This window comes from Longirhabdus pacifica, from assembly GCF_004115085.1.
In the GTDB taxonomy this organism is placed as follows: domain Bacteria; phylum Bacillota; class Bacilli; order Paenibacillales; family DSM-105158; genus Longirhabdus; species Longirhabdus pacifica.
The window spans coordinates 223,965-245,469 of the sequence record NZ_QXJP01000003.1; the positions used below are offsets into that span (position 1 = coordinate 223,965).

The 21,505-nt window shown below is 37.6% G+C and carries 24 protein-coding genes; 7 read left to right on the forward strand and 17 right to left on the reverse strand.

All coding sequences use genetic code 11. From position 1 onward, the window contains the following. Window positions 1–73: 73 nt before the first annotated feature. The 11 genes from D1Z92_RS03760 to D1Z92_RS03810 all read right to left on the reverse strand — a co-directional run bounded on the left by D1Z92_RS03760 (window position 74) and on the right by D1Z92_RS03810 (window position 9,486). On the reverse strand, window positions 74–1,984 hold the full coding sequence (locus D1Z92_RS03760) for an ABC-F family ATP-binding cassette domain-containing protein (protein WP_128894318.1): 1,911 nt from the start codon (window positions 1,982–1,984) through the stop codon (window positions 74–76). A 17-nt stretch (window positions 1,985–2,001) separates the two neighbouring features. Further along, window positions 2,002–2,649, reverse strand: coding sequence for a ribonuclease H (gene rnhA, locus D1Z92_RS03765; protein WP_128894319.1), 648 nt, complete (start codon window positions 2,647–2,649; stop codon window positions 2,002–2,004). Between the two features lie 36 nt (window positions 2,650–2,685). Beyond that, complete coding sequence (locus D1Z92_RS03770) at window positions 2,686–4,245, reverse strand: ABC-F family ATP-binding cassette domain-containing protein (RefSeq protein WP_128894320.1); 1,560 nt, start codon at window positions 4,243–4,245, stop codon at window positions 2,686–2,688. 200 nt (window positions 4,246–4,445) lie between these two features. Then, on the reverse strand, window positions 4,446–5,546 hold the full coding sequence (locus D1Z92_RS03775; protein WP_128894321.1) for a flagellin N-terminal helical domain-containing protein: 1,101 nt from the start codon (window positions 5,544–5,546) through the stop codon (window positions 4,446–4,448). A 181-nt stretch (window positions 5,547–5,727) separates the two neighbouring features. Further along, window positions 5,728–5,967 (reverse strand): carbon storage regulator CsrA, encoded by a 240-nt coding sequence (csrA, locus tag D1Z92_RS03780; protein ID WP_128894322.1) that lies wholly within the window; start codon window positions 5,965–5,967, stop codon window positions 5,728–5,730. Further along, window positions 5,967–6,389, reverse strand: coding sequence for a flagellar assembly protein FliW (fliW, locus tag D1Z92_RS03785; protein ID WP_128894323.1), 423 nt, complete (start codon window positions 6,387–6,389; stop codon window positions 5,967–5,969). Before fliW ends, csrA begins: the two co-directional genes overlap by 1 nt. Window positions 6,390–6,580: 191 nt before the next feature. Beyond that, entirely contained in the window at window positions 6,581–6,868 is a 288-nt protein-coding gene (locus tag D1Z92_RS03790; protein ID WP_128894324.1) for a nucleotidyltransferase family protein, read from the reverse strand. Between the two features lie 64 nt (window positions 6,869–6,932). After that, on the reverse strand, window positions 6,933–7,364 hold the full coding sequence (locus D1Z92_RS03795; protein WP_128894325.1) for an NUDIX hydrolase: 432 nt from the start codon (window positions 7,362–7,364) through the stop codon (window positions 6,933–6,935). A 39-nt stretch (window positions 7,365–7,403) separates the two neighbouring features. Beyond that, window positions 7,404–8,681, reverse strand: a complete 1,278-nt coding sequence (locus D1Z92_RS03800) for an MFS transporter (protein WP_164931441.1) — start codon at window positions 8,679–8,681, stop codon at window positions 7,404–7,406. A gap of 154 nt (window positions 8,682–8,835) precedes the next feature. Then, a complete protein-coding gene (locus D1Z92_RS03805; protein WP_128894327.1) occupies window positions 8,836–9,273 on the reverse strand; it encodes a type II toxin-antitoxin system HicB family antitoxin in 438 nt (145 codons plus the stop codon). A gap of 30 nt (window positions 9,274–9,303) precedes the next feature. Continuing rightward, entirely contained in the window at window positions 9,304–9,486 is a 183-nt protein-coding gene (locus D1Z92_RS03810; protein WP_128894328.1) for a type II toxin-antitoxin system HicA family toxin, read from the reverse strand. 344 nt (window positions 9,487–9,830) lie between these two features. Here D1Z92_RS03810 and D1Z92_RS03815 point away from each other — a divergent pair, with 344 nt between their 5' ends. The 3 genes from D1Z92_RS03815 (at window position 9,831) to D1Z92_RS03825 (ending at window position 12,191) form a co-directional block, all read left to right on the forward strand. Next, complete coding sequence (locus D1Z92_RS03815; RefSeq protein ID WP_128894329.1) at window positions 9,831–10,364, forward strand: hypothetical protein; 534 nt, start codon at window positions 9,831–9,833, stop codon at window positions 10,362–10,364. 280 nt (window positions 10,365–10,644) lie between these two features. Beyond that, complete coding sequence (locus tag D1Z92_RS03820; RefSeq protein ID WP_128894330.1) at window positions 10,645–11,022, forward strand: Rrf2 family transcriptional regulator; 378 nt, start codon at window positions 10,645–10,647, stop codon at window positions 11,020–11,022. A gap of 263 nt (window positions 11,023–11,285) precedes the next feature. Beyond that, entirely contained in the window at window positions 11,286–12,191 is a 906-nt protein-coding gene (locus D1Z92_RS03825) for an NAD(P)/FAD-dependent oxidoreductase (protein WP_128894365.1), read from the forward strand. A 73-nt stretch (window positions 12,192–12,264) separates the two neighbouring features. Here D1Z92_RS03825 and desA read toward each other — a convergent pair whose 3' ends face one another. Beyond that, on the reverse strand, window positions 12,265–13,275 hold the full coding sequence (gene desA, locus D1Z92_RS03830) for a Delta(5) desaturase DesA (RefSeq protein ID WP_128894331.1): 1,011 nt from the start codon (window positions 13,273–13,275) through the stop codon (window positions 12,265–12,267). Between the two features lie 243 nt (window positions 13,276–13,518). After that, entirely contained in the window at window positions 13,519–13,716 is a 198-nt protein-coding gene (locus tag D1Z92_RS17205) for a GNAT family N-acetyltransferase (RefSeq protein WP_370741202.1), read from the reverse strand. A 264-nt stretch (window positions 13,717–13,980) separates the two neighbouring features. On the opposite strand from D1Z92_RS17205, the gene D1Z92_RS03835 reads away from it, so the two are divergent. Next, window positions 13,981–14,466 (forward strand): DUF456 domain-containing protein, encoded by a 486-nt coding sequence (locus D1Z92_RS03835; protein WP_128894332.1) that lies wholly within the window; start codon window positions 13,981–13,983, stop codon window positions 14,464–14,466. Window positions 14,467–14,669: 203 nt separating this feature from the next. Here D1Z92_RS03835 and D1Z92_RS03840 read toward each other — a convergent pair whose 3' ends face one another. Together D1Z92_RS03840 and D1Z92_RS03845 are read right to left on the reverse strand one after the other, a co-directional pair. Next, window positions 14,670–15,626: a TIGR03943 family putative permease subunit gene (locus D1Z92_RS03840; RefSeq protein ID WP_128894333.1), complete on the reverse strand. Its 957-nt coding sequence runs from the start codon at window positions 15,624–15,626 to the stop codon at window positions 14,670–14,672. Between the two features lie 13 nt (window positions 15,627–15,639). Next, window positions 15,640–16,629, reverse strand: coding sequence for a permease (locus D1Z92_RS03845; RefSeq protein WP_240666563.1), 990 nt, complete (start codon window positions 16,627–16,629; stop codon window positions 15,640–15,642). 564 nt (window positions 16,630–17,193) lie between these two features. Between D1Z92_RS03845 and D1Z92_RS03850 the strand changes: the two genes are divergently transcribed. Further along, a complete protein-coding gene (locus tag D1Z92_RS03850) occupies window positions 17,194–18,168 on the forward strand; it encodes an aldo/keto reductase (protein WP_128894334.1) in 975 nt (324 codons plus the stop codon). A gap of 361 nt (window positions 18,169–18,529) precedes the next feature. Here D1Z92_RS03850 and D1Z92_RS03855 read toward each other — a convergent pair whose 3' ends face one another. Further along, window positions 18,530–19,435: a hypothetical protein gene (locus tag D1Z92_RS03855; RefSeq protein WP_128894335.1), complete on the reverse strand. Its 906-nt coding sequence runs from the start codon at window positions 19,433–19,435 to the stop codon at window positions 18,530–18,532. A gap of 348 nt (window positions 19,436–19,783) precedes the next feature. On the opposite strand from D1Z92_RS03855, the gene D1Z92_RS03860 reads away from it, so the two are divergent. After that, window positions 19,784–20,197: a DUF3997 domain-containing protein gene (locus D1Z92_RS03860; RefSeq protein WP_164931443.1), complete on the forward strand. Its 414-nt coding sequence runs from the start codon at window positions 19,784–19,786 to the stop codon at window positions 20,195–20,197. A gap of 39 nt (window positions 20,198–20,236) precedes the next feature. On the opposite strand, the gene D1Z92_RS03865 is transcribed toward D1Z92_RS03860, so the two are convergent. Further along, window positions 20,237–20,623, reverse strand: coding sequence for a winged helix-turn-helix transcriptional regulator (locus D1Z92_RS03865; protein ID WP_128894337.1), 387 nt, complete (start codon window positions 20,621–20,623; stop codon window positions 20,237–20,239). A gap of 269 nt (window positions 20,624–20,892) precedes the next feature. Here D1Z92_RS03865 and D1Z92_RS03870 point away from each other — a divergent pair, with 269 nt between their 5' ends. After that, a complete protein-coding gene (locus tag D1Z92_RS03870; RefSeq protein ID WP_128894338.1) occupies window positions 20,893–21,411 on the forward strand; it encodes a DJ-1/PfpI family protein in 519 nt (172 codons plus the stop codon). Window positions 21,412–21,505 lie beyond the last annotated feature (94 nt).

Sequence of the window (21,505 nt, forward strand, 5' to 3'; positions counted from 1 at the left end):
AGTGTATGCGGCGGAAGTTGCTACCTACTGCATACAGTGATGGGCTGTATGACAGTAGTCACATCTCATCAGATTACTTTTTTTCTATTTCTTCTATTTTCAGTGACAGTTCCGTCCACCTGTCCATTACTTTTTCCAACTGTCCCTCCGCTTCTTGTAATGTCAAAAATCGATCATTCACCATTTCACTATTACTCCCTGCATCCGCAATTTCTTGCTGCAATGCTTGAATGCGCTCTTCTAAATTAGTGATGACATCTTCGATTTCGTTCCATTCTTGCTGCTCTTTATATGACATCTTTACTTGCTTACTCCTGCTGCTTGACTTCTCCACCTTATTGTCCTGCTGTGACTGTGCTTCTTTGGCTTTTTGTTCTTGTTGTTTTATTTGCTTTTGCTGTTCCATGTAAGTGGAATAATTGCCTTGGAAGGTCGTGATTTTCCCTTCACCTTCAAAACAAAGCAGTTGATCGACAACACGGTCCAAGAAGTAACGATCATGCGAAACCGTAATGACGACGCCTGGGAAATTTTCTAAATAATCTTCTAAAATCATTAACGTCTGAATGTCCAAGTCATTCGTCGGCTCATCTAAAAATAAAACGTTCGGTTCACTCATTAAAATACGAAGCAAATGTAATCGACGTCGTTCTCCACCAGAACATTTACGCACTAACGTCCACTGCATACTGCGAGGGAACAGAAATCTTTCCAACATTTGTTCCGCTGTTATCTTCTTCCCATCACTACTCGTGATCGCTTCTGCTTGCTCACGTATATATTCAATCACTTTCATATCCTCATCTATAGGGTCATGCTGCTGCGTATAGTAGCCAATTTTCACCGTTTCCCCTATGATGACATTGCCTTCATCTGGAGCCGTTTTCCCTGCTAACAGATGCAATAACGTCGATTTTCCGATACCGTTACGTCCAATAATGCCCAGCCGCTCGCCAGGAACGATCAAATAACTTAAATCAGCAATGAGCTTCTTCTCTCCATAGGACTTAGAGATATGTTCTAATGATATGACTTTCTTCCCTAATCGACTTGAACCTGTCACCACTTCAATGTTGTCGTTTGCTTTACTAGGGGCATTTGCTTGCAACGCATGCACACGGTCAATTCGCGCTTTTTGCTTCGTCGTTCTCGCCTTCGCTCCTCGTCGCAACCATGCTAATTCACGGCGCAATACATTTTGCCGTTTACTCTCTTGCTGTGCCTCTATTTCTTCTCGCTCCGCTTTCTTCTCCAAAAACACTTCATAATTACCACTGTACGTATACAACTTTCCTTGATCTAATTCAAATATGTCACTCGTCACCCGATTGAGAAAATAACGATCATGTGTGACCATCATTAATGCGCCTTGGTATTGAGCTAAGTAAGACTCAAGCCAAGCAATCGTATCATTATCCAGATGGTTGGTAGGCTCATCGAGTAGCAATAAATCCGCAGGTTGAATCAAGGCTCTAGCGATGGCCACTTTTTTCTGCTGTCCACCAGACAGTTCCGAGACCGCTTGATTCAACTTCGTAATCCCTAAGCGGTTTAAAACCATTTTTGCCGTCGTATGCACTTCCCACGCATCCGCATTCTCTATGTTTTGCATCGCACTGTACAAGGCGGTTTGTTTACGTTCATCGTTTGGATCACTTTCCAATGCTTGCTGCGCTTGTTCGTACGCTCTAATGAGCCCCATGACTGGAGACTGTCCATCATACACGTGCGCTAACACCGTCTCTCCTTGCTTAAAAAGGGGCTGCTGTGGTAAATACTCGATATGAAATTGATTGGCATGGATGATGTCTCCACCTTCGATACTGTCCTGCCCAGCTAGCACTTTCAATAAACTGGACTTACCCGTTCCGTTCACCCCAATAAGACCAATACGTTGTTTGGCTGAGATGGCAAAAGAGATGGCATCAAATAACACCTTTTCGCCGTATGATTTTTTAATGTGTTCAACAGATAATATACTCACTGTCTGCTCTCCTCTGCTTATTTTCTGCCAAAATCTGCTTTAATTTCTCCCCAAACTTCGGTGTTCCATTTCAGCACTTTGTTGTTGTACGTATTGTTTTGCAACCAGCGCACTGCACGATCTGTTAAATCCCATATTTCTTTCGTAGATTCATCTCGAACGAGGCTGGAAGCTACTTTCTTCTGTTTAAGCCAACTGAGCGCTGTTCTGGAGTCAGTATACACCGTTTTATCACTATGTTGCTGCTGTAAATAAGCTAAACCATGAACAATAGCGATAAATTCACCTAAATTGTTCGTGCCTTTATCAATGGGACCATGGTAAAACAGCACTTCCCCAGTTTGCGTATCGACCCCTTTATATTCGACAATACCTGGATTGCCACGACAACCGACGTCCACACTAATACTGTTCATATCTACTTCTTCTGCAAACAGCTCTGTTTGGGACGCTTTCCCTTGCTTGGATTTCGCCTGTTGCGTATTTCCTTTGCCCCAATACGCTTTCCATCCATCCTGATAAGCTTTCTCTGCTTCTGCTAGCGAAGGAAAGGACTTGTATTTCGCTTGCGTATAGTTGTTCACCTGCTGCTGACACTCAGCCCATGTCTTATATACACCAGGCTGTTTCCCTTCCCATACGACATAAAACTTTGATTTTGCCATCCCATCACCTTTCATCTTTAACGATTATTCCTGTTCCTACTGCTGTTCTAGCTGGTGTGCCCACTCTTCCACGTTCCATACTTTTGTAACCCAATCTTGGTAAAAGTCAGGTTCGTGACAAACGAGAACGACAGTGCCTTTGAACGCTTTTAACGCACGCTTCAATTCTTCTTTCGCTGTCACATCCAAGTGATTCGTCGGTTCGTCAAATACGAGCCAATTGCTTTCATTTTGCATCAATTTACATAGCCTTACTTTCGCCTGCTCACCACCGCTCAATTGACTCATCGGACGAGAGATGTGTTCGTTTTTCAAACCGCAATGTGCCAATGCTGCACGGACTTGATGTTGATCTAGATGTGGAAATTCATCCCATACATCTTCAATCGGCGTCTTATGGTCTGCTTTCACTTCTTGTTCGAAATAAGCAGGTACGAGGAAGTCCCCAAGTTCTACTGCTCCTGATACCGGTTCGATTTTGCCTAACATCGTTTTGAGTAACGTAGATTTCCCGACCCCATTACAGCCGACAATCGCTACTTTCTCCCCGCGTTCCAGTGTCGTGTTCATTTTCGGTAACAACGCATGCGTATACCCGATTTCTAAATCTTTCGCTTCAAAAACGTAGCGGCTACTCGCACGAGTTTCTTTGAATTCGAATGTCGGTTTCATCGCATTTTCTGGGCGATCGATTCGCTCTAGTCGATCCAACTGCTTCTGACGACTTTTTGCTCGTCCTGTCGTGGAATATCTCGCTTTATTTTTAGCGATAAAATCTTCCTGCTTTTTAATGAAGTCTTGCTGTTTTTGGTACGCATTCAAATGTTGGTTTTTGTGCAATTCTGCTAGTTCCAAAAATTTATCGTACGTCGCTTTATAGCGGCTAAGTTTAGAAAATTCTAAGTGAAAAATAACGTCGGTGACGCCATTCATGAATTCCGTATCATGAGAAATAAGGATAAAGGCATGTGGGTAGCTTTTCAAGTAATCGCTAAGCCAGCGAATATGCTCTACATCTAAATAGTTGGTCGGCTCATCCAGCAATAATACTTTTGGCTTCTCCAGCAATAACTTGGCAAGCAATACTTTCGTACGCTGTCCACCGCTGAGTGCCGCTACATCACGATCCAATCCTACGGCATCCAATCCAAGTCCACGCGCTGCCTCTTCTACTTTGACATCTAGTTCATAGAAACCTGCATTTTCGAGGTATTCTTGCAGCTCCCCCATTTGCTCTAGTAATTGCTCTAATTCCTCTGGTGTAGCAGAACCCATTTGTTCTGTGACAGCATTCAATTCTTTTTCCTTCTCTAACAGTGGCATGAAAGCTTCTCGCAGTACTTCGCGCATACTTTTGCCTGGTGTAAGTACGGTATGTTGATCTAAGTAACCGTAATGTACGCCAGGTGTCCACTCCACTCTGCCTGTGTCGTAAATGACTTGTCCTGTAATGATGTTCATGAGTGTAGACTTACCCACACCATTCGCACCCACTAATCCCACGTGCTCCCCTTCTAATAAGCGGAATGAAACTTCTTTAAATAACGTTCTTTCTCCAAATGTATGACTTAATTTTTCTACAGATAATAAACTCATGTTACGTTTTAGCTCCTTACTTTATGTGAATGGTATTTTTAGTGTATTTATTGTACGTATCATCCTTCATTTTATAATGTATTGCGGTAGATGTACATAACAAAAAGACCACTTTGGGTAGTGGTCTTGGCAACATATAAAAAAAATCTCGAATTGCAGCGAGCGCAATTCGAGATTTTGTAATGCGAGTTGGATCAATATTATCCAAGCAATTGAAGAACACCTTGAGGTAATTGGTTTGCTTGAGCAAGCATAGCTTGACCAGCTTGTACCAAAATACTTTGTTTTGTGTACTCCATCATTTCAGCAGCCATGTCTACGTCACGGATACGAGACTCAGCAGCAGTTAAGTTTTCAGAAGCTGTGCTTAAGTTGTTGATTGTATGCTCTAAACGGTTTTGGTTTGCACCAAGTTTTGCACGCTCAGCGGAGATATTATTGATAGCATTTGTAATATCTTCTAATGCTGCTTCAGCATTAGCTGCTGTAGAAATATCAATACTATCTACTCCAAGTGCAGAAGTGTCAATATCATTAATATTTAATTTCATTGTTTGTCCACTGTTAGCACCTATTTGGAACGTTAATGCTTTAGAATCATCAACTGTAATGGTTCCAGTACCTGCAGTAACAGCATTTGCAGCATTATCCCAACTAAATTCTAGTCCGTTTATAGTTACAGTCCCTTCAGGTGTAGCATTTACATCAATTGAAGCTGACCCAATTGTGGTTGTACCATCTTTTATCTCAATATCAAATTCCCCTGTGGTTGTACCGGCCTTAACTTCAAAAGCGTAAGTCCCAGCGTCCAGATTAACACCATATGCATCAGAAGAAAGTGTCACATTTGTACTAGCTATGGTTCCAGTGATATCTAGAGCCAAATCACCGTTAAGCAATTTTTTAGTATTGAATTCTGCATTTTCAGAGATTCTATCGATTTCATCTTTCAACTCATCAATTTCTAATTGAAGACTAGCACGATCGTCGTCTGTATTTGTGTCATTGATTGCTTGAACAGATAGTTCACGCATACGCTGTAGCATGCTATGTACTTCGTCCATGTTAGCCTCAGCAGTTTGGATTAAAGAAATTCCGTCTAAAGAGTTCTTCTCAGCCATGTCCAAACCTTTGATTTGAGCACGCATTTTTTCGGAGATTGCAAGACCTGCTGCATCGTCTCCTGCACGGTTGATACGGTAACCTGAAGATAACTTCTCCAAAGATTTACCGATTGCTGTGTTGTTTCTTCCTAATTGGTTTTGCGTGTTTAATGCACTGATATTGTGGTTAATTCTCATGATATTATTTCCTCCTTGAAATAAATTACATCCTTGTATTTGACACGACGCTAGGTCGGCCGCCCCACGCCTTGCCTACTATATATATCGGAGGAAGACTTTCATTTGTTTTATCTATTTTCTCTTGATTATCGCTGAAATTAGCGAAATTTTGCTTTTTATACCGCTTTTATGACACCATTTAGCTTTTTTTCTCGTTTTTTCGCATCCAATCGGCAAATTTACTACCTAATTTATGTTTCGTTGCTGCTTCTTTGTTCGCTTTTTGTATTTCTACGTATACTTCTTTGCGGTAGATGTCTACTTGTTTTGGAGCTTTCACTCCCAATTTCACATTATTTCCGTCTGTTTCTAGTACAAATAACTCGATATCATTGCCGATAACGATAGATTCTCCTATTTTACGTGTCAAGACAAGCATTATTTGACACCCCCATGTGGCAACTCTACTGGAAAAGGTTGTTTTGATATGTATGAGCTTTGATGTAAGATATGTTGCTTGCCACATTTTTGATTCATATTGATAATGATTGGTGCTAATAGATTAACAGTAGATTGCGCTAATGTTTCTCCCATGGTGATGATAGTAAATATGTATACGTCCTCTGCATTGGTTGCTTGTACTTCTTGTAGGACTTCAGAAGATAAGTCTAGTTTATAGTCTGGGAATAGTAGGAATGGGTTCGTAAGTAATAGTGTGATCTCCCCTTCTGTTTCTTGTAAGTCATAGAAAGGTAGATCCCGCTCCACTTGTGTCAGTTCAAACTGTCTACAATGTTCAAACCCTGGTACCCCGTTAGGAAAAGTGATGATATGTGGTGTATTGCTTTCATAATTCGTCATAGATTATCTACTCCATTCTGTTGTTCTTATTTTTTAATATAATCTACATGGCGGGGATGGGCAAGTTGGGAATGGAGAATTTTAGGGAAAATGTTCGAAGTTTTGCTTTTGGAATAATAGACCGATTAACTAAGCTATCTAAACTGCTCACTACACTATGTCAGATAAAAATAGCTTGTACCTGTTAATCATCATTGAAATTGCACCTCATTCAAGACATCTTGCTTTAATATTGGTTTTAAAGCATTCACAGTGACCAAATCAACTTTTTTATTAAATAAAGATTCTAAATAATCTTTCAGATCAAAAAATAAGAATCCAACAGGTTTATAGAACTCAACCAAAATATCTATGTCACTTTCACTGTGGTGTTCGTTTCTAGCGTAGGAACCAAACAAACCGATTTTATTTACGAAAAAATGCTCATACAAATGGTTTTTTTGTTCCTTAAGGATTTTCTCGATATCTTTTTTCTCCATTTAGAACCCTCCTTTTGTGTTACTATCATTATATACCAGTGATGAACTTTTTGAACCGTTAACACTAACACTCAACATAAAATGGATGCTTACTTCTATCTAGTGCGTATTCTATCCTTTGTCTGAAGTTTTTCCAAGTTACCATGTTTAAAGCTTGCTCCATGGGATAAAATCCTACTTCTAAACTTTCAGGAGAAGGGGTACATTGTCCGCCAATGGGCTTAGCTAAAAACAGCATGTTACAAATGCTCTTTTCAACATTTTGGAATATGCCGCAAAACTGTAAAACTTCTACATCTATACCGCTTTCCTCTTTCGTTTCCCTTATCGCAGCATCTTGTAAGGACTCCCCTTCTTCCACTTGTCCTCCGGGCATCTCCCATCCTCTTCGAGGCCCTTTAATCAGCAACAATTCATTTTGTGTATTGATGACAATGGTTGATGCAGAAACAATATGCTTCGGTATTTGATATGGTGTTGGTGCTTTCCTATCCATGAGCAAGCCCCCCTTCCTTTCTTTACGATTTAAAATACACTAGGCCTCTACTTTTGTGCCACTTTCGTTAGTCAACTCTTTCGCCGTTTCCACTTTAGCAAGTTTCGGTAGTGTCAGCATATAAAGTACTCCCACACTGCTCAATAACAATGCCATTCCATAATAAATGAAATCTACAGAAATGAATGCAGGAAATGATACAGCGATGAGTCCTAGGGAAATGGATTGCGCTAACATCATGATAGGATCTATTAGACCATTTACCCTGCCAATGTAACTAGGGGCTACAATTCTAGGTATCCATCCACCGATAGCAACCCAGATTGGCGCAAGGAATAGACCTAAAATAGGAGCTACAATCATATAGGGCGTAACGGATGTCGATACTCCTCCTATAAAAGCTAGAAACCCAGTTATCAATGAACAGACAATAATAAGTAGATAAGGTTTAAATTTAGTTCCTATCGTAGATGCTAGTGCGCTTCCTGCAAATATACCTATACCAAGTAGCATCGTAAATAATGCAGCATACCACTCATAGTTGACTAGATCCAATTTATATTTCATCGTTAACAAAGAGACCACATAAAATGCCCCATTAATCAACCCAAACATAAAAAATCCAGCTACAAGAAACAGTAACAACTTATTCTTCAGCACATATGTAGCTCCATTTTGAAAATCTATCCACGTCTGTTTTAGTTTTATTTCTTTTATTTTAAAATGTCCATTTGGTAGTCTAACTGCTTTGTTTATTTTACACGATCTAATCATAAGAGCTGAAATAACAAAGCTTATTCCATCGATCATAAACGCTCCATATATTCCAACTGTATTGTAAGTAATGGCTCCCAGTCCTACACTAAAAATCAAGAACACACCGAAAATCATTCGATTTAAACCGAATGCCGTTTGATATTGTTCTTTCTTCAAAATTCCTTGAATCAGTCCAGATTGAGCAGGGTGAAAAAACTTATGTACTGCACTTTGTAAAAATAAAATACCTAACGTTAAAGGAATAATATGCATTGGAATAGATGCTATAAGAAATAAAGTCAATACAGCACGAATCCAATCAGAGTACTCGGCAATTTTTTGCCTGTCGAATCGATCGGCGATGACTCCAATAAACAAAAAGACAAATAGTGTAGGTAGTGAATACATTAATTCCGCTAACGATATCCAGTAAGGCTGACTACTAAAATGATCCGCTAGATAAAAGGCAAATGTCATATTACCAACGGTAGTCCCCATCTCTGAAGTAATCGCTGCAGCAAAAAGTTTGGTATAGTTTTTATTTTTAAATATTTCAATCACTTTACCATTTCCTTTCTTATTTGTGGATTCACAAACGGAGTCTGTATAGATTAGTTTTGTCCTGTTTGCAATATTAATTTGCGTTATGAGCGGTTTTTTACAAAAGCGAAATGAGCTACCAGTAGTTAAAACTGACAGCTCATTGATGATTTCTTTATTTATTCTTTAACGTTTCATGGTTACGACTATTTTCTTTAATTCCAAGGTAATTTCGTAATCCTTCTTGCAAAACAAGTGAAAAATTCACTTTATTATCTTTACCTAAATCATCAAGCCATTTGGGTATAGTCAATGTTTTTTTTATTGTCTTATTAGCCATCTCCATGCGAATTAATGGCATATAAGCCTCTACTAGGTTAATAAACTCGCCATGATCTATTTCAATATTTTCAGGTAATGAAGGTCTTGGAATTGATTCTTTTTCATCTTCTAAACAATATAAATGTAACTCTAACGCCTCTTTTGCCATATTTAAAGCTTCTGACAACGTATCACCTTCTGTGATACATCCTGGTAAGTCTGGAAACGTTACAGTGTATCCACCAACTTCCTCATCAACCATAAAAACGGCAGGAAAAATATATCTATCCATAAATTCCTCTCCTTTTATAGGAAAATTTATTTATTTCCAACCTGCTTGTTTGTAAATACTATTAAGTGTACCTTTCTTTAAATCTTTATTATGAAAAGGCACAGTAACCTTTCCTTTTTTAGTAGGGTGTACATAATGTCTGTGTGAACCATTACTATCTTTATATTTCCAACCTTCTGCTTCAAGTCTTTTGATAATTTCTTTCGGTTTCATTACCGTACCCCTTTACAATTATATATTAACACGTATAAAAAACACGTGTCAAATTTAATGGATATTTTTACATAATTTTTCATTTTAATTTGGAAGCTAAAAAAACACTCTTCAGATGTTCATAATGAAAGTACCTATGAAAAGTATGCTTAATACAAGTGCTGGCATAGCTAATCATGCAGCTCCCAACTTAAATTATATTCCAGAGAGAAACTTCACGTTTAAAATAACTGATCTATCGTTGCTCAACTTGTAATAATCTTCGCAAAAATTCATATTCATAATGTATGCTAAAAAATCTACTACACATTTTTTTCTAAATTGCTGAAAACGAGGTGGAACAAATGTTTATGTATTATTCTATCGGTATATTACTTATATGTTACGTTGTGCTATGCTGTTGTCTTTTCATCACCAAAACGAAACGAGCTGCAAACAGTAAGTTGGTGTCCATGATATTACCGATGAGTTTGGGGCTATGTCTTGGTTTTTTGCTAGGTATTCACTTTCATCACAGTTTATTTATTGCAACGATATCTAGCGTATTTTTCATTTCTATATGTATAGTATTGTTATCCTTGCCTTTAGGGTACATCGTGTTAGTGGAAGGTCTTCTATCTGGAGTCATGTCAGCGATGATGGGGGCGATGCTTGCTATCATGCTAGATCCTATTGAAAGTATGTTTTTGCTCCTCCTCTCGCTTCTCTTGTTCCTCTGTATTACAACGATAGAGTTGTTCAATCTCTTTTCACCGCGGTTATCTTCTATACAATTTTTCATATCGTTATTGCTGTGCATGTTTCTCGTTAGTTTTATTTTTGTTACCTTCCCTAAGCAACCCAACTTACCAATGACAGAAATACATCATAACCATTAAGTACAATGCAGGGTAGCTTTACAAATGAAATGATTTGAATATTAAGTCAATTATAACAAAAGAAAAAGCAAGTTCCATTCTTTATTATTCTTTTTTCCATTTCAGTTACTTCATTCTTTTCAGTCATTTCAATGACTTTAATGATATCCTTGTGTACAGTTTTCTTACTTTTTGGAATGTCGTAGTTTGAACATGTCTATCTCCAGTATTGACACCATATAAAATGTAAAATATAATTTAATCACAGACAATTAGACTCTTTGATTAGTGAGGTTGTAAAATGAAGTTTTCAAAAGCAACGAATTACGCGCTACACTCCATGTTACATTTAGCTGCAACAAAATCTAATACACCTGTAGGCGTACAAGTGCTTGCAAAGAAACAAGATATTTCGCCAACATACCTCTCTAAGATTTTAACTAAGCTTGCAAAAGAAGGCATGATTAATTCTGTATCTGGTGCAAATGGAGGCTACACATTATCTCATGGGTGGGAATCTATTTCTTTTCTCGATATCATTCACGCCATTGAAGGAAAGTCTTCGTTATTTGCATGCTACAATCATGGACCGGGATGTCCTATACAAAAAGTGATGTTAAATTCTGAAGTGAAGATGGAAGAAGAGTTGAAAAAATACACGATTGCTGATTTAATTTAGTTCATGTTGATTAGTTCATGTTGAAATCCATTTACAACAAAGGTTCATATTGCAATTGAACGAATGCAATAAAAATATGCAGAATACCATGCCATCATCACGATATGAACGTTTATTACGCTATTCGTATTTCTTTTTTATCGTTTAATTATAGATATTAAATGTCTTTTATATCTAATATCAATTAAAATATTACACTCATACTTATTTTAGGAGGGATTTAGATGCAAAAGCATGTGATAAATAAAGAGCACTATGATAAAATAACGGATTTTGATTGTATTGTTATCGGTGCAGGCCCAGCTGGATTAAGTGCTAGTCTAACGTTAGGTAGAGCGAGGAGAAAAGTCGGTTTGTTCGACGATGGCAGTAACAGAAATAGAGTAACTACGATGTCTCATGGATTTATATCTCGAGACGGAATCAAACCACAGCAGTTAAAAGATATTGTGTTAGCAGAAATAGCGCAATACCCATCTACATCCTACTTTCATACAAAGGTGACCGAGGTAACAAAAGAATCTGGCAATGAAACATTCATAGTAAAAACAGCAGACCATGAACAATATCGTGCAGAAAAAATAGTGTTGGCAACAGGAATTCAAGAAAAATTTTCTATTCCAAATGTGAGAGATTACTATGGAACAAGTCTGTTTAGTTGCACTTACTGTGATGGATGGGAAATGAAAGATAAACCACTGATTGTCATCGCGGAACAGGAAAAATTTATGCTGCATATGGCTACATTAATTTACAACTGGTCTAAAGATATTGTGCTTATTACAAACGGTGCGGACATAAGCAAAGAAGCGATGCAATCATTGCAGAAACGTCATATTACAATAAAAACGGAACCAGTAAAAAAGTTACTAGGTAATAATGGTCATTTGCAAGGAGTGGAATTCAATACAGGTGAAATCTTAAAAAGATCTGGTGGATTTATCGTACCAACCTTTTATCGTCACAATACATTTGTTGAACAATTAGGTTGTGAAGTAGACGAAAACGGAACTGTTATTACAGACGGAATGAGCAGAACGACACAAAACAATATTTACATTGCTGGAGAAACGGAAAAGAAGGCCCCCTCCTCTGTAACCATTGCTGCTGCCGAAGGAAATAAAGCTGCTATAGCAGTCAATAGTGATTTAGTTTCACAACGTTTTTAGCATAAAATAACCCCCTCCCATCACAGCATATTGTTTGAATTCCGATGATGAAGGGGGTTAAATTAAAATACAATTATTGTTTTACGCGTCGGAGCATTTTTATATCTTTAAAGCTCAAAAATGTTTTCTTTTTTTCACTCCACAGTCGATAACGAAGTGAGCGTAAGCTAGTTAACATCGTAATGACACGTGCACGTTGTAAAAAGGACTGGCTAGTATGTGCTCGCTCTAAATAATAGTTGGGAACTCTAGGGCTAAGATGATGCACATGATGAAACCCAATATTGCCTGTCATCCATTGCAATACTTTCGGAAGCTTATAGAACGAACTTCCTTCTAAAGCTGCTTTCACATAGTCCCACTCTTCTTGTTCTTCATAGTACGTTGGTTCAAATTGATGTTGTACATAAAACAACCAAACGCCAGCAACACCAGAAACAAAGAAAATCGTTCCTTGTACTAATAAGAATGCTTGCCATCCTATAAGCCAGGAGAGCAGTACACTAATTCCTACAATACCGATGTTCGTGATATACGTGTTCACACGTTCTTTCATCTTTGCAGCTTTCCGATTGAATCTATATTGAATGAGAAAAATATATATAGGTCCTAGTCCAAACATCACTAGTGGATTTCGATAAAATCTGTACCACAATCGCAGCAATCTTGGCGCAGCTAAATATTCATCCACCGTGAGGGTCCAAATATCTCCTGTCCCTCTTTTGCTCAAATTACTACTCGTAGCATGATGGACAGAGTGAGAATATTTCCACTGCATGTATGGTACAAATGTCAATATACCGGTGATCGTACCTACAATTTCGTTCGCTTTACGATTTCTGAAAAAGGATAAATGACAACAGTCATGAAAAATAATAAATATTCGTACTAGAAAACCACCAGCAACGATCGCAGGAATCAAAGCGAGTAAATAAGAAACGTGCAAGCTCAAATAACTTAAATACCACAATGCAAAAAAAGGAATAGTCGTATTCACCAATTGCCACAGACTATGCTTCATCGATGGTGTTTCATAAGGTAACATATCTTTCTTCCAATTGTCTGACTTTTTACGTTTGTTCATAACTGTAATTACAATCCCCTCTCACAAACCCAATCTTAATATTCTAAATTATCAATTAACTTGAAAACATGTATACGGCATGTCCTACCTAAGTCTATACGATTAGGAGTGAAAAAACCATACTAATTTCTTACAAAAGTTGAAGATAAGTGTGAAGATATGGTTAACCTATGTTTTATCATCAACTATTTCGCATACATGGTAAATATACATTTCTGTTAGATTAACAAAAAAAGGATTGAATTACAAATGGATACGGTATCTTTGTTCTTCTTTACTGATAGCGAACCCTACGGATTCGTATAACGATAGAGCGCTTTTATTATTCGTTAGGACGTGCAACTGTGCTTCATGTAGTCCGTTTTTCTTTAGATACAATAACCCTTGTAACATTAAACTTCTTCCTGTCCCAAGAGTTTTCTCCATTGCTCTACAACGCATACATCATCGATAAAGCCTGTAATTGCTTCATTATTTTTCCAAACTAACATACTGCCAACTAGTACGCGTTATCTTCATGCACCTCTTAAGGTTGTTTTGAGTTGCATGAATGTCAAGCATATTGAACTGTTCCTACTTCTACTCGCACCTTAAAATCCTCTTTAAATTAAGTCATATTTTTAATATTTACATGTATACTCAACATTTGTTTCGTGGGAGCTTAATATAGTAAAATAGATAAAAGCATAAGTTGGGGAGGAAACGATGTTAACATTCATTGGATGGCTTTTGATTATTGTTTTATTTGTGGTAGGGATGGCAGGCATTATTTTTCCTGTATTACCGGGTGTCATCGCTATTTACGCAGCTTTTTTTGTATACGGTCTATTTATAAGTTTTGAACCTTTTGGTTTTTGGTTCTGGTCTATTCAAACGGCCATTCTCGCTGTTATTTTCATCGCCGATTATTGGCTCAGTGCCAAGAGCGTAAAAAAATATGGCGGCAGCAGAGCTTCTGTCATTGGTACGACGATCGGTCTTATCATCGGTCCTTTTCTCATCCCAGGGTTCGGTTTAATCCTCGGTCCATTAGTAGGGGCGATTATTGGTGAACTGACACAGCATAGAGATATCAATCGTGCGGTAAAAGTAGGATGGGGTTCGTTAGTAGGGTTATTTACTAGCAGTGTGATGAAGATTGTTTTACAACTTAGTATGATTATATTATTTTTTGTATGGGTTATATTTTAATAGACAAATTTATAGACAAAATATAGGCGAAATGAAATAGAAGCACATGTATAGCACAAAGAAAGACCTAGTCTCTCAACATTGAAAAAAGAGAAACTAGGTCTTGTTTATTTTTTATGATAACTACCTTACTGCTGTAAGGTAAAAGTAAAACTTCAATTTCTTGTTTGTCTTTTTATTTTATTACGTTTCATCTTCACACCCTAATTTGTCATGTCAAAAAATACAGGATACACATATGGTTGATCTGGTTGGTCAATGGTGTCCAATTTTTCCACCTGTAGCACTGGCAGTTCCATATCTAGGTATGTCGTCATTTGTAACGTTCCTTCTATTTCTAGCCAAGTATCTTTTTCGTAATTTTCAGCTTCATCAAATTCCGCCAAAAACCCTATAATAGACGCATCGGCAATACAGTGCGTGATCGCAAATCGTGCTAAAACCAGCTGATTCGATGCAAGTCCATCTTCCTTATACACAAATCCACTTATTTTGATCGTTTTCCCTACATAGGATTGGGGATCCATGCTGATCCATTCATAATAAGGATAATAATACTCGTCATCAAACGTAATCGTATCAGATTCTTTTAACTTCGCTTGCATGGCGTCGTGCGTTTCTAGCTCAACGACATTTTTATCCGCTAGTGCAGGATCAGGAACATGCTCTGCATTTTCTCCTGATGCATCGCCACTTTCCGTTACATCACTAGAAGAAGATGGCTGTTGATCTGTCTGTACATCTTCAACCTCTGCTGCTGGCGCTGTTTCGTTTGCAGCCACGCTGGATTGTCTTAGTAACGTTCCTTTATTTGCCGCAATGGACGAGTCTAGCAGCTGTGGCGGCAGTGCAAATCCAGTAAGCAAAGGAAAAATAATAATACTGTAGGTCATTATTTTTTTCAAGGTCGAATCACTATAACCGTGATCATGCCCACAATCATTATCACAATGATGGTGATCCTCTACTTTAGGCTGGAAGATGCGAAAAACTTGAATCACAAATAATACTAAAAGCAGCCCCGCTGCCAATTGACTCAGTAACGAATATTTCGGATTAATGTACATCGTCACCTCACCCGAAATATGCAGTCTTACAATAAACCAAGCAAAAACTGCTAATATAATCGCACGCAACATATGTTGAAAATGAAATTGCATGTCATTCACCACCTTATATAAATACATACGTCATCGTGATGCATATAAACACGATACAAGTAATGTAAAACAGTAAAGAGAATACAAACTTAGCTTTAAAAGCACTCAAGAGCATGATCGTATTTTTCAGATCAATCATGGGACCATACACGAGAAATGCTAGTATGGAGGTAGTAGGAAACAGCCCTCTGAAAGATGCACCAATAAATGCATCTGCCTCTGAACATAAAGATAAGAAATATGCTAATCCCATCATCACTATCGTAGAACCAAGTGCGTTTTCACCGAATAATAACAGGGAAGACGTCGGTACGTAAACTTGTATTGCTGACGCAATAAACGCACCAAGAATTAAAAACTTTGCTACATCAAAAAATTCATCAATAGAATGCTTCAATACACCATGAAGCTTCTTTCCCATCGATTCCTTATGCTCATGATGATCGTGATGGTGATGTCCATGATCATCACCTTCATGTCCGTGATGTTCGTGAGACGATGAGTCTGCTACATGTTTTAATTGATTTCCTTTTACCACATAACTTATCACTAAAGCAATGAGCAATGCAGCAACAAAACCTATCCCCATTCTCAAACTAGCCATAACCACATCGTTACCAAATGCCATATATGTAGACAAAATAACAATCGGATTAATCAATGGACCTGTGAGCATAAAACCAACTGCCGCATAAATCGGAACAGATTTTTTCACTAATCTTCTTACTATAGGTACAATACCACATTCGCATGCTGGAAAAAAGGCCCCTACAACACAACTCATCACAACAGCCAAAAAACGATTTTTAGGAATCCATCTGCGAATATGTTCTTCTGTAATAAAAATTTGGATAAAACCCGCAATCAGCACCCCAATAAGTACAAACGGAATAGCTTCAATTAAGATACTGAGAAAAATGGTATTCAGTTGCTTGAATGAAGCAGGTACTTCTATCATCATGAACGAAGGAAGAAGTTGTCCAGATAAAAAGTAGTTTAGCATTAAAGCGACGAATGCTATACCTATCATGTCTAAAATATAATTTTTGCGTAACACTCGCTTGTCTCCTTTCTTTGTCCAATACACACATTATAAACCGTAATTATTACTATTTACAACCACAATATGATCAAATGAAAATCAACTTAATGTAAAAATGATGGTATATCACTGGTATAGTCACTTCTTTTTCGCTTCCCATTTTTTTATGCACTAATGATAGAGAATACCTTTGAAGTTTTATATCGTCTATAGTACATATATTATGTATATACTATGGAACAAGTTATTTGATCATGACTATTTTATACTCTTATTTTATTGTATAGATTTAAAAAAAGTTTCATTTTCCTTTACTTTCCTTTATTCTAGTAATGATACAGAAAAAATAAACAATGAGATAATGAAGTCAACATTACTGCATATACTTGTCTATATACATGGAGAGGGAGGTGAAACTGCTATAAAAGTAAGCAGAATACGTTTCATTCAAACAGCAGAGATAGAAAACAGAGAGTAAAAATGAAAATGAGCCTATTCCGTTATTGTTTTTATAGCAGGATAGATATGATACCAAAACGAAAACTAGGAACATCTGATTTAGAAATTTCCGCATTAGGTTTAGGTTGTTGGCAGTTTAGTAAAGGTGTAGGGATGATAGGTAACTTTTGGTCCAGTGTAGACGACAAGATGATTGAGGAGATTATTCAAACATCACTAGATGGGGGAATCAACTGGTTCGATACAGCGGAGGCTTATGGAAATGGAGAGTCAGAAAAAGCGCTTGCCCGTATATTAAACAAGATGGATGTAACAGAAAAAGACGCACTTATCGCTACGAAATGGTGGCCTGTTTTACGCAGGGCATCCTCTATTACTAAAACCATTCAAGATCGTATCGACTGTCTGCAAGGAAGAACGATCCACTTACATCAAGTACATCAACCGTTCTCGATTTCCTCTATTAAAAAGCAAATGAAAGCCATGGCGGAGCTTGTTCAATCTGGTAAAGTCGTCACCGTGGGCGTAAGTAATTTTAATGCCAAACAAATGCGACAAGCACACGAAGAATTAGCGCAATATGATATCCCACTCGTTTCAAATCAAGTCAAATACAGTCTGCTAGATCGTCGGATGGAAAGCAACGATGTCATTAACACGGCGAAAGAACTAGGCATTACGATCATCGCCTATTCTCCACTAGAACAAGGATTGGTCACAGGTAAATTTCATAAAAATCCTGAATTACTACAGCAACTATCGAGAAGCCGCCGCATCATGAATCGAAAAAAATTCAAAAATATTACTACTTCTCAACCGCTTATCGATACATTGGAAAGTATAGCGGAGAAATATGAAGTATCCCCAAGCCAAATTGCTTTAAATTGGCTCATCACTTTCCACGGAGACACCGTCGTTGCTATCCCAGGAGCAACCAAGATCTCCCATGCAAAAGAAAACATCAGTGCGTTGTCATTTCGATTGAATGAGAGCGAGTTAGAAGAAATCGATAAAGTATCCAAGCAAGTGCTGAGTATGTAAACCAACACATACATTGGATGTCAACGGAAGTGATGTAACACTTAGAAAAAGTGATGTATGGCATACAAATAGAAGGTAGTAAGTAGCAAGGTAAAAGAATAAACGATGAATGTATACAAACAGGATGAGAAAAGACCACGAAGGTTAGTGATCCTAAAAGCTAAATGTTACTCTAGTTTTTGGGGTACAGCACCAGTAGATTTCAATTTCGTGGTTCTTTCCCGCCTGTTATTTTTAATGTGTAATCTTTATATTTTACAACCTGTTCACATTCAACCTTGCTGCTTTAGATCTTTCTAGCTTTCGATCTTTCTAGCTTTCGATCTTTCTAGCTTTCATTCATGCTCTCTCTATTTTCATGTTAATTTTCCAATCGATCATAGTTACGTAGCATGACCAAATAGTCGTATGTTAAGAAGCTGCTCCATTCTTTCTTCGCCATTTGCTCTTCTTCCTCAAATTGCCCCCATGACCAATTACCTTCCCAATTGCCATGAGACGTTTGCTGCGCGATAAGATGGTCTAAGTTGTCTGGAATGACTTTTGCAAATAGCTCATACTGCTTACAAGATGGGTGCGGAATGACATACAGTGGCTGTAAACCGTATGTATTCCATTTGTTCTGATCTGTTTCCACTATGCTAAGTAACATTTTATTTATATTAGAAGCAATTTTATCGTATTGTTGATCTGTAAGAAATGGGATCATTCTCATGATGCTCATCGTTTCATGATGATCAAAATGCTCCAACTCAGTAATATAGGAAAGTGCCGATGTCGTTAGATGCTGTAAAAACTCCTGTGGCACGAGTGTATGGTAATGACGAAGCAAGCCGATAATTTCCATTGTAGGATTACCCCACGGCCAATCTTCACTATAATTCCACCACACTGCACGTGGAGCATTGTTCACTTCTTTCGGAACGATCTGCCAACCGTTCTTTTCTTTAACAAAAGTGCGTAACAAATAGTGTACAGCGGACTGCACCATCTCATCTTGACTGTCCGCTTCAATAAGGTACAAAAAGCGAAGACCTATCGCTGTTCCAATAGCGGAAGAAGCTTTGCATCTCATATCAGGTTCAATCGCATTACCGAATCCACCATCTTCATTTTGAAAATGTTGTAATGCTTTCTTGACTTCTTCCCTACTCCCATGCTCAAATGCATAGCAGTATAATGCATAGTCTAATGGGCGGCCTTCATACTGCAAAAAATGTTTTGCTTTTTCAACGTTCACTTTGGATACTTTGGTTATCTTGTCCATGGAGTATACCTACCCTTCCCTTCTTATCTTTGATCTTTTCAGTTCAGTTGCTTAATACTAAAATATATTTAATTATGAACATCATGCTTCTGTTATTATGCTTTTCTGTAAATAAAGCAGTGACTATATTTTCATATTCGACATGACAAATATGCTTTCCTTTGCTGCCATCATTCTTTTCTTCCATTCATGTCTATCATGAGAAAGTATTAGTATTTTAATAACAAATGGAAAAAAGGCATGCTTGCGGTATAATGAAAAATAGTATAGGAAAAATTTTACTTCACATGATAATACACATCATGCGTCATTTGCAGATGATATCATGAAGCAGGAATGGAGAATAATATGAAAAAAATAATGATTTTTGGTATTTTAGTTGGTCTACTATCTGGATGTGCAGGCTTACAAGATTTTGATATTGCCCTAGGAGAAGATTATTATATTAATAGAATCTCTTCTCATGTCATTACCATAAATGAGACACGAGAAGCGCATTCTACTGTCATGTATGAAGTCATTCCGTCCGAAGTATTAGAAGTAGGATTTAATGACGATTTTATTATAGCAAAACAATTGGCTGAAAAAGAAAATGTATCTTATGTCTCTTATGTGTTTCATTACTGGATCATCAACAAGAACGAGCGCATCGTTATAGGCCCATTACAAGAACAGGACTTTAACAAACAACTAGAAACCCAACAAATAAAGATACCACTTTATACTATCAATCAGTTACGTTCCATGTCTTTGAAGGAGTAAAACACGCTGTGCTGTGGATACAGAAACTAAAGTAAAGAGCTATTTATCTTCTTGGACATTATTCTCTTGTTTAATTTGAGCCATTCGCTGTTTTCCCCAATCATACATCATCTCCACGATAGGCAACAACGTCATCCCTAGTTCTGTCATAGAATATTCCACTTTCGGCGGCACTTCAGGGTAAACCTCTCTGTGCACAATCCCATCTTCTATCAGTTCTCGTAGTTGATTTGTTAATACTTTATGTGATATCCCTGAAAAAAGTTTTTGCAGTTCACTGAATCGATGTGGACCTTCTACACCTAAATGCCACAAAATAACTACCTTCCATTTGCCACTAAGTATAGATAAAGTTAATTCTTTTTCACAATGATAATCATGATTTAAAATTCTATTTTTAATCTCTTCTCGCAATGTATCTGACATAGATAGCAACCCCTTTTTTATAATATAAGATGAACAAATGATGGAATACAAGTTTACACCTCAGTAGCCAGGCGTAAAGGTTGTGTATGGTAATTTCTCCATCTTATGAATAGTAGTAGTAAGTTAGTTGAACAAGTTCATTCCACTTATATAGTAACCGTTTGGTAACCTCCGCACAAAAAAGTGCATTCTTCACAGTGTAAAAAAACGTCGGTAGAATGAAATATGTAATACAACGAAAACTTTTCTATTTCAGGAGGCGAATGTTAATGAATAAAAAAGCACTATTTATTATACCACCAGAACGATTTAATGAGGATGAATTATTCCATCCGAAAAAAGCATTAGAAAGTGCAGGACATCAAGTGACCATTGCCAGTACAAAAACAGGTGAAATCATTGGGGACTACAAAGAAAAAACGACTGCCGAAGTCATCTTCTCTGATGTTTCAGCTACTGATTATGATGTCATTGCTGTCATTGGAGGTTCTGGTACGAATGACCATCTATGGCCTAATCAAGAACTACTAAACTACTTAAAGCAAACGCATGAACAAAAAGTTCTTCTTACAGGAATTTGTGCTGGTGCTGTAACTGTAGCAAAAACTGGTTTGCTGTCAGGCCGACAAGCAACATGTTATCCAGTGGACGTACAAATGAACGGATTAAAAGAAAATAACGTACAGTATGTGGAGCAGCATGTCGTTGCACATTCTGATATTATTACAGGCGACGGACCAGACGGTGCTAAAGCCTTTGGAGAGAAGCTAGTTGAGGTATTACGTTAATTCAATATTATTTCCCACTATAATTTACTATGCTGCAAAAAAGAGTGCTACTTCCCATTTAAAATGTAGTGTATGTGGTTCTAAAATCTAGTGT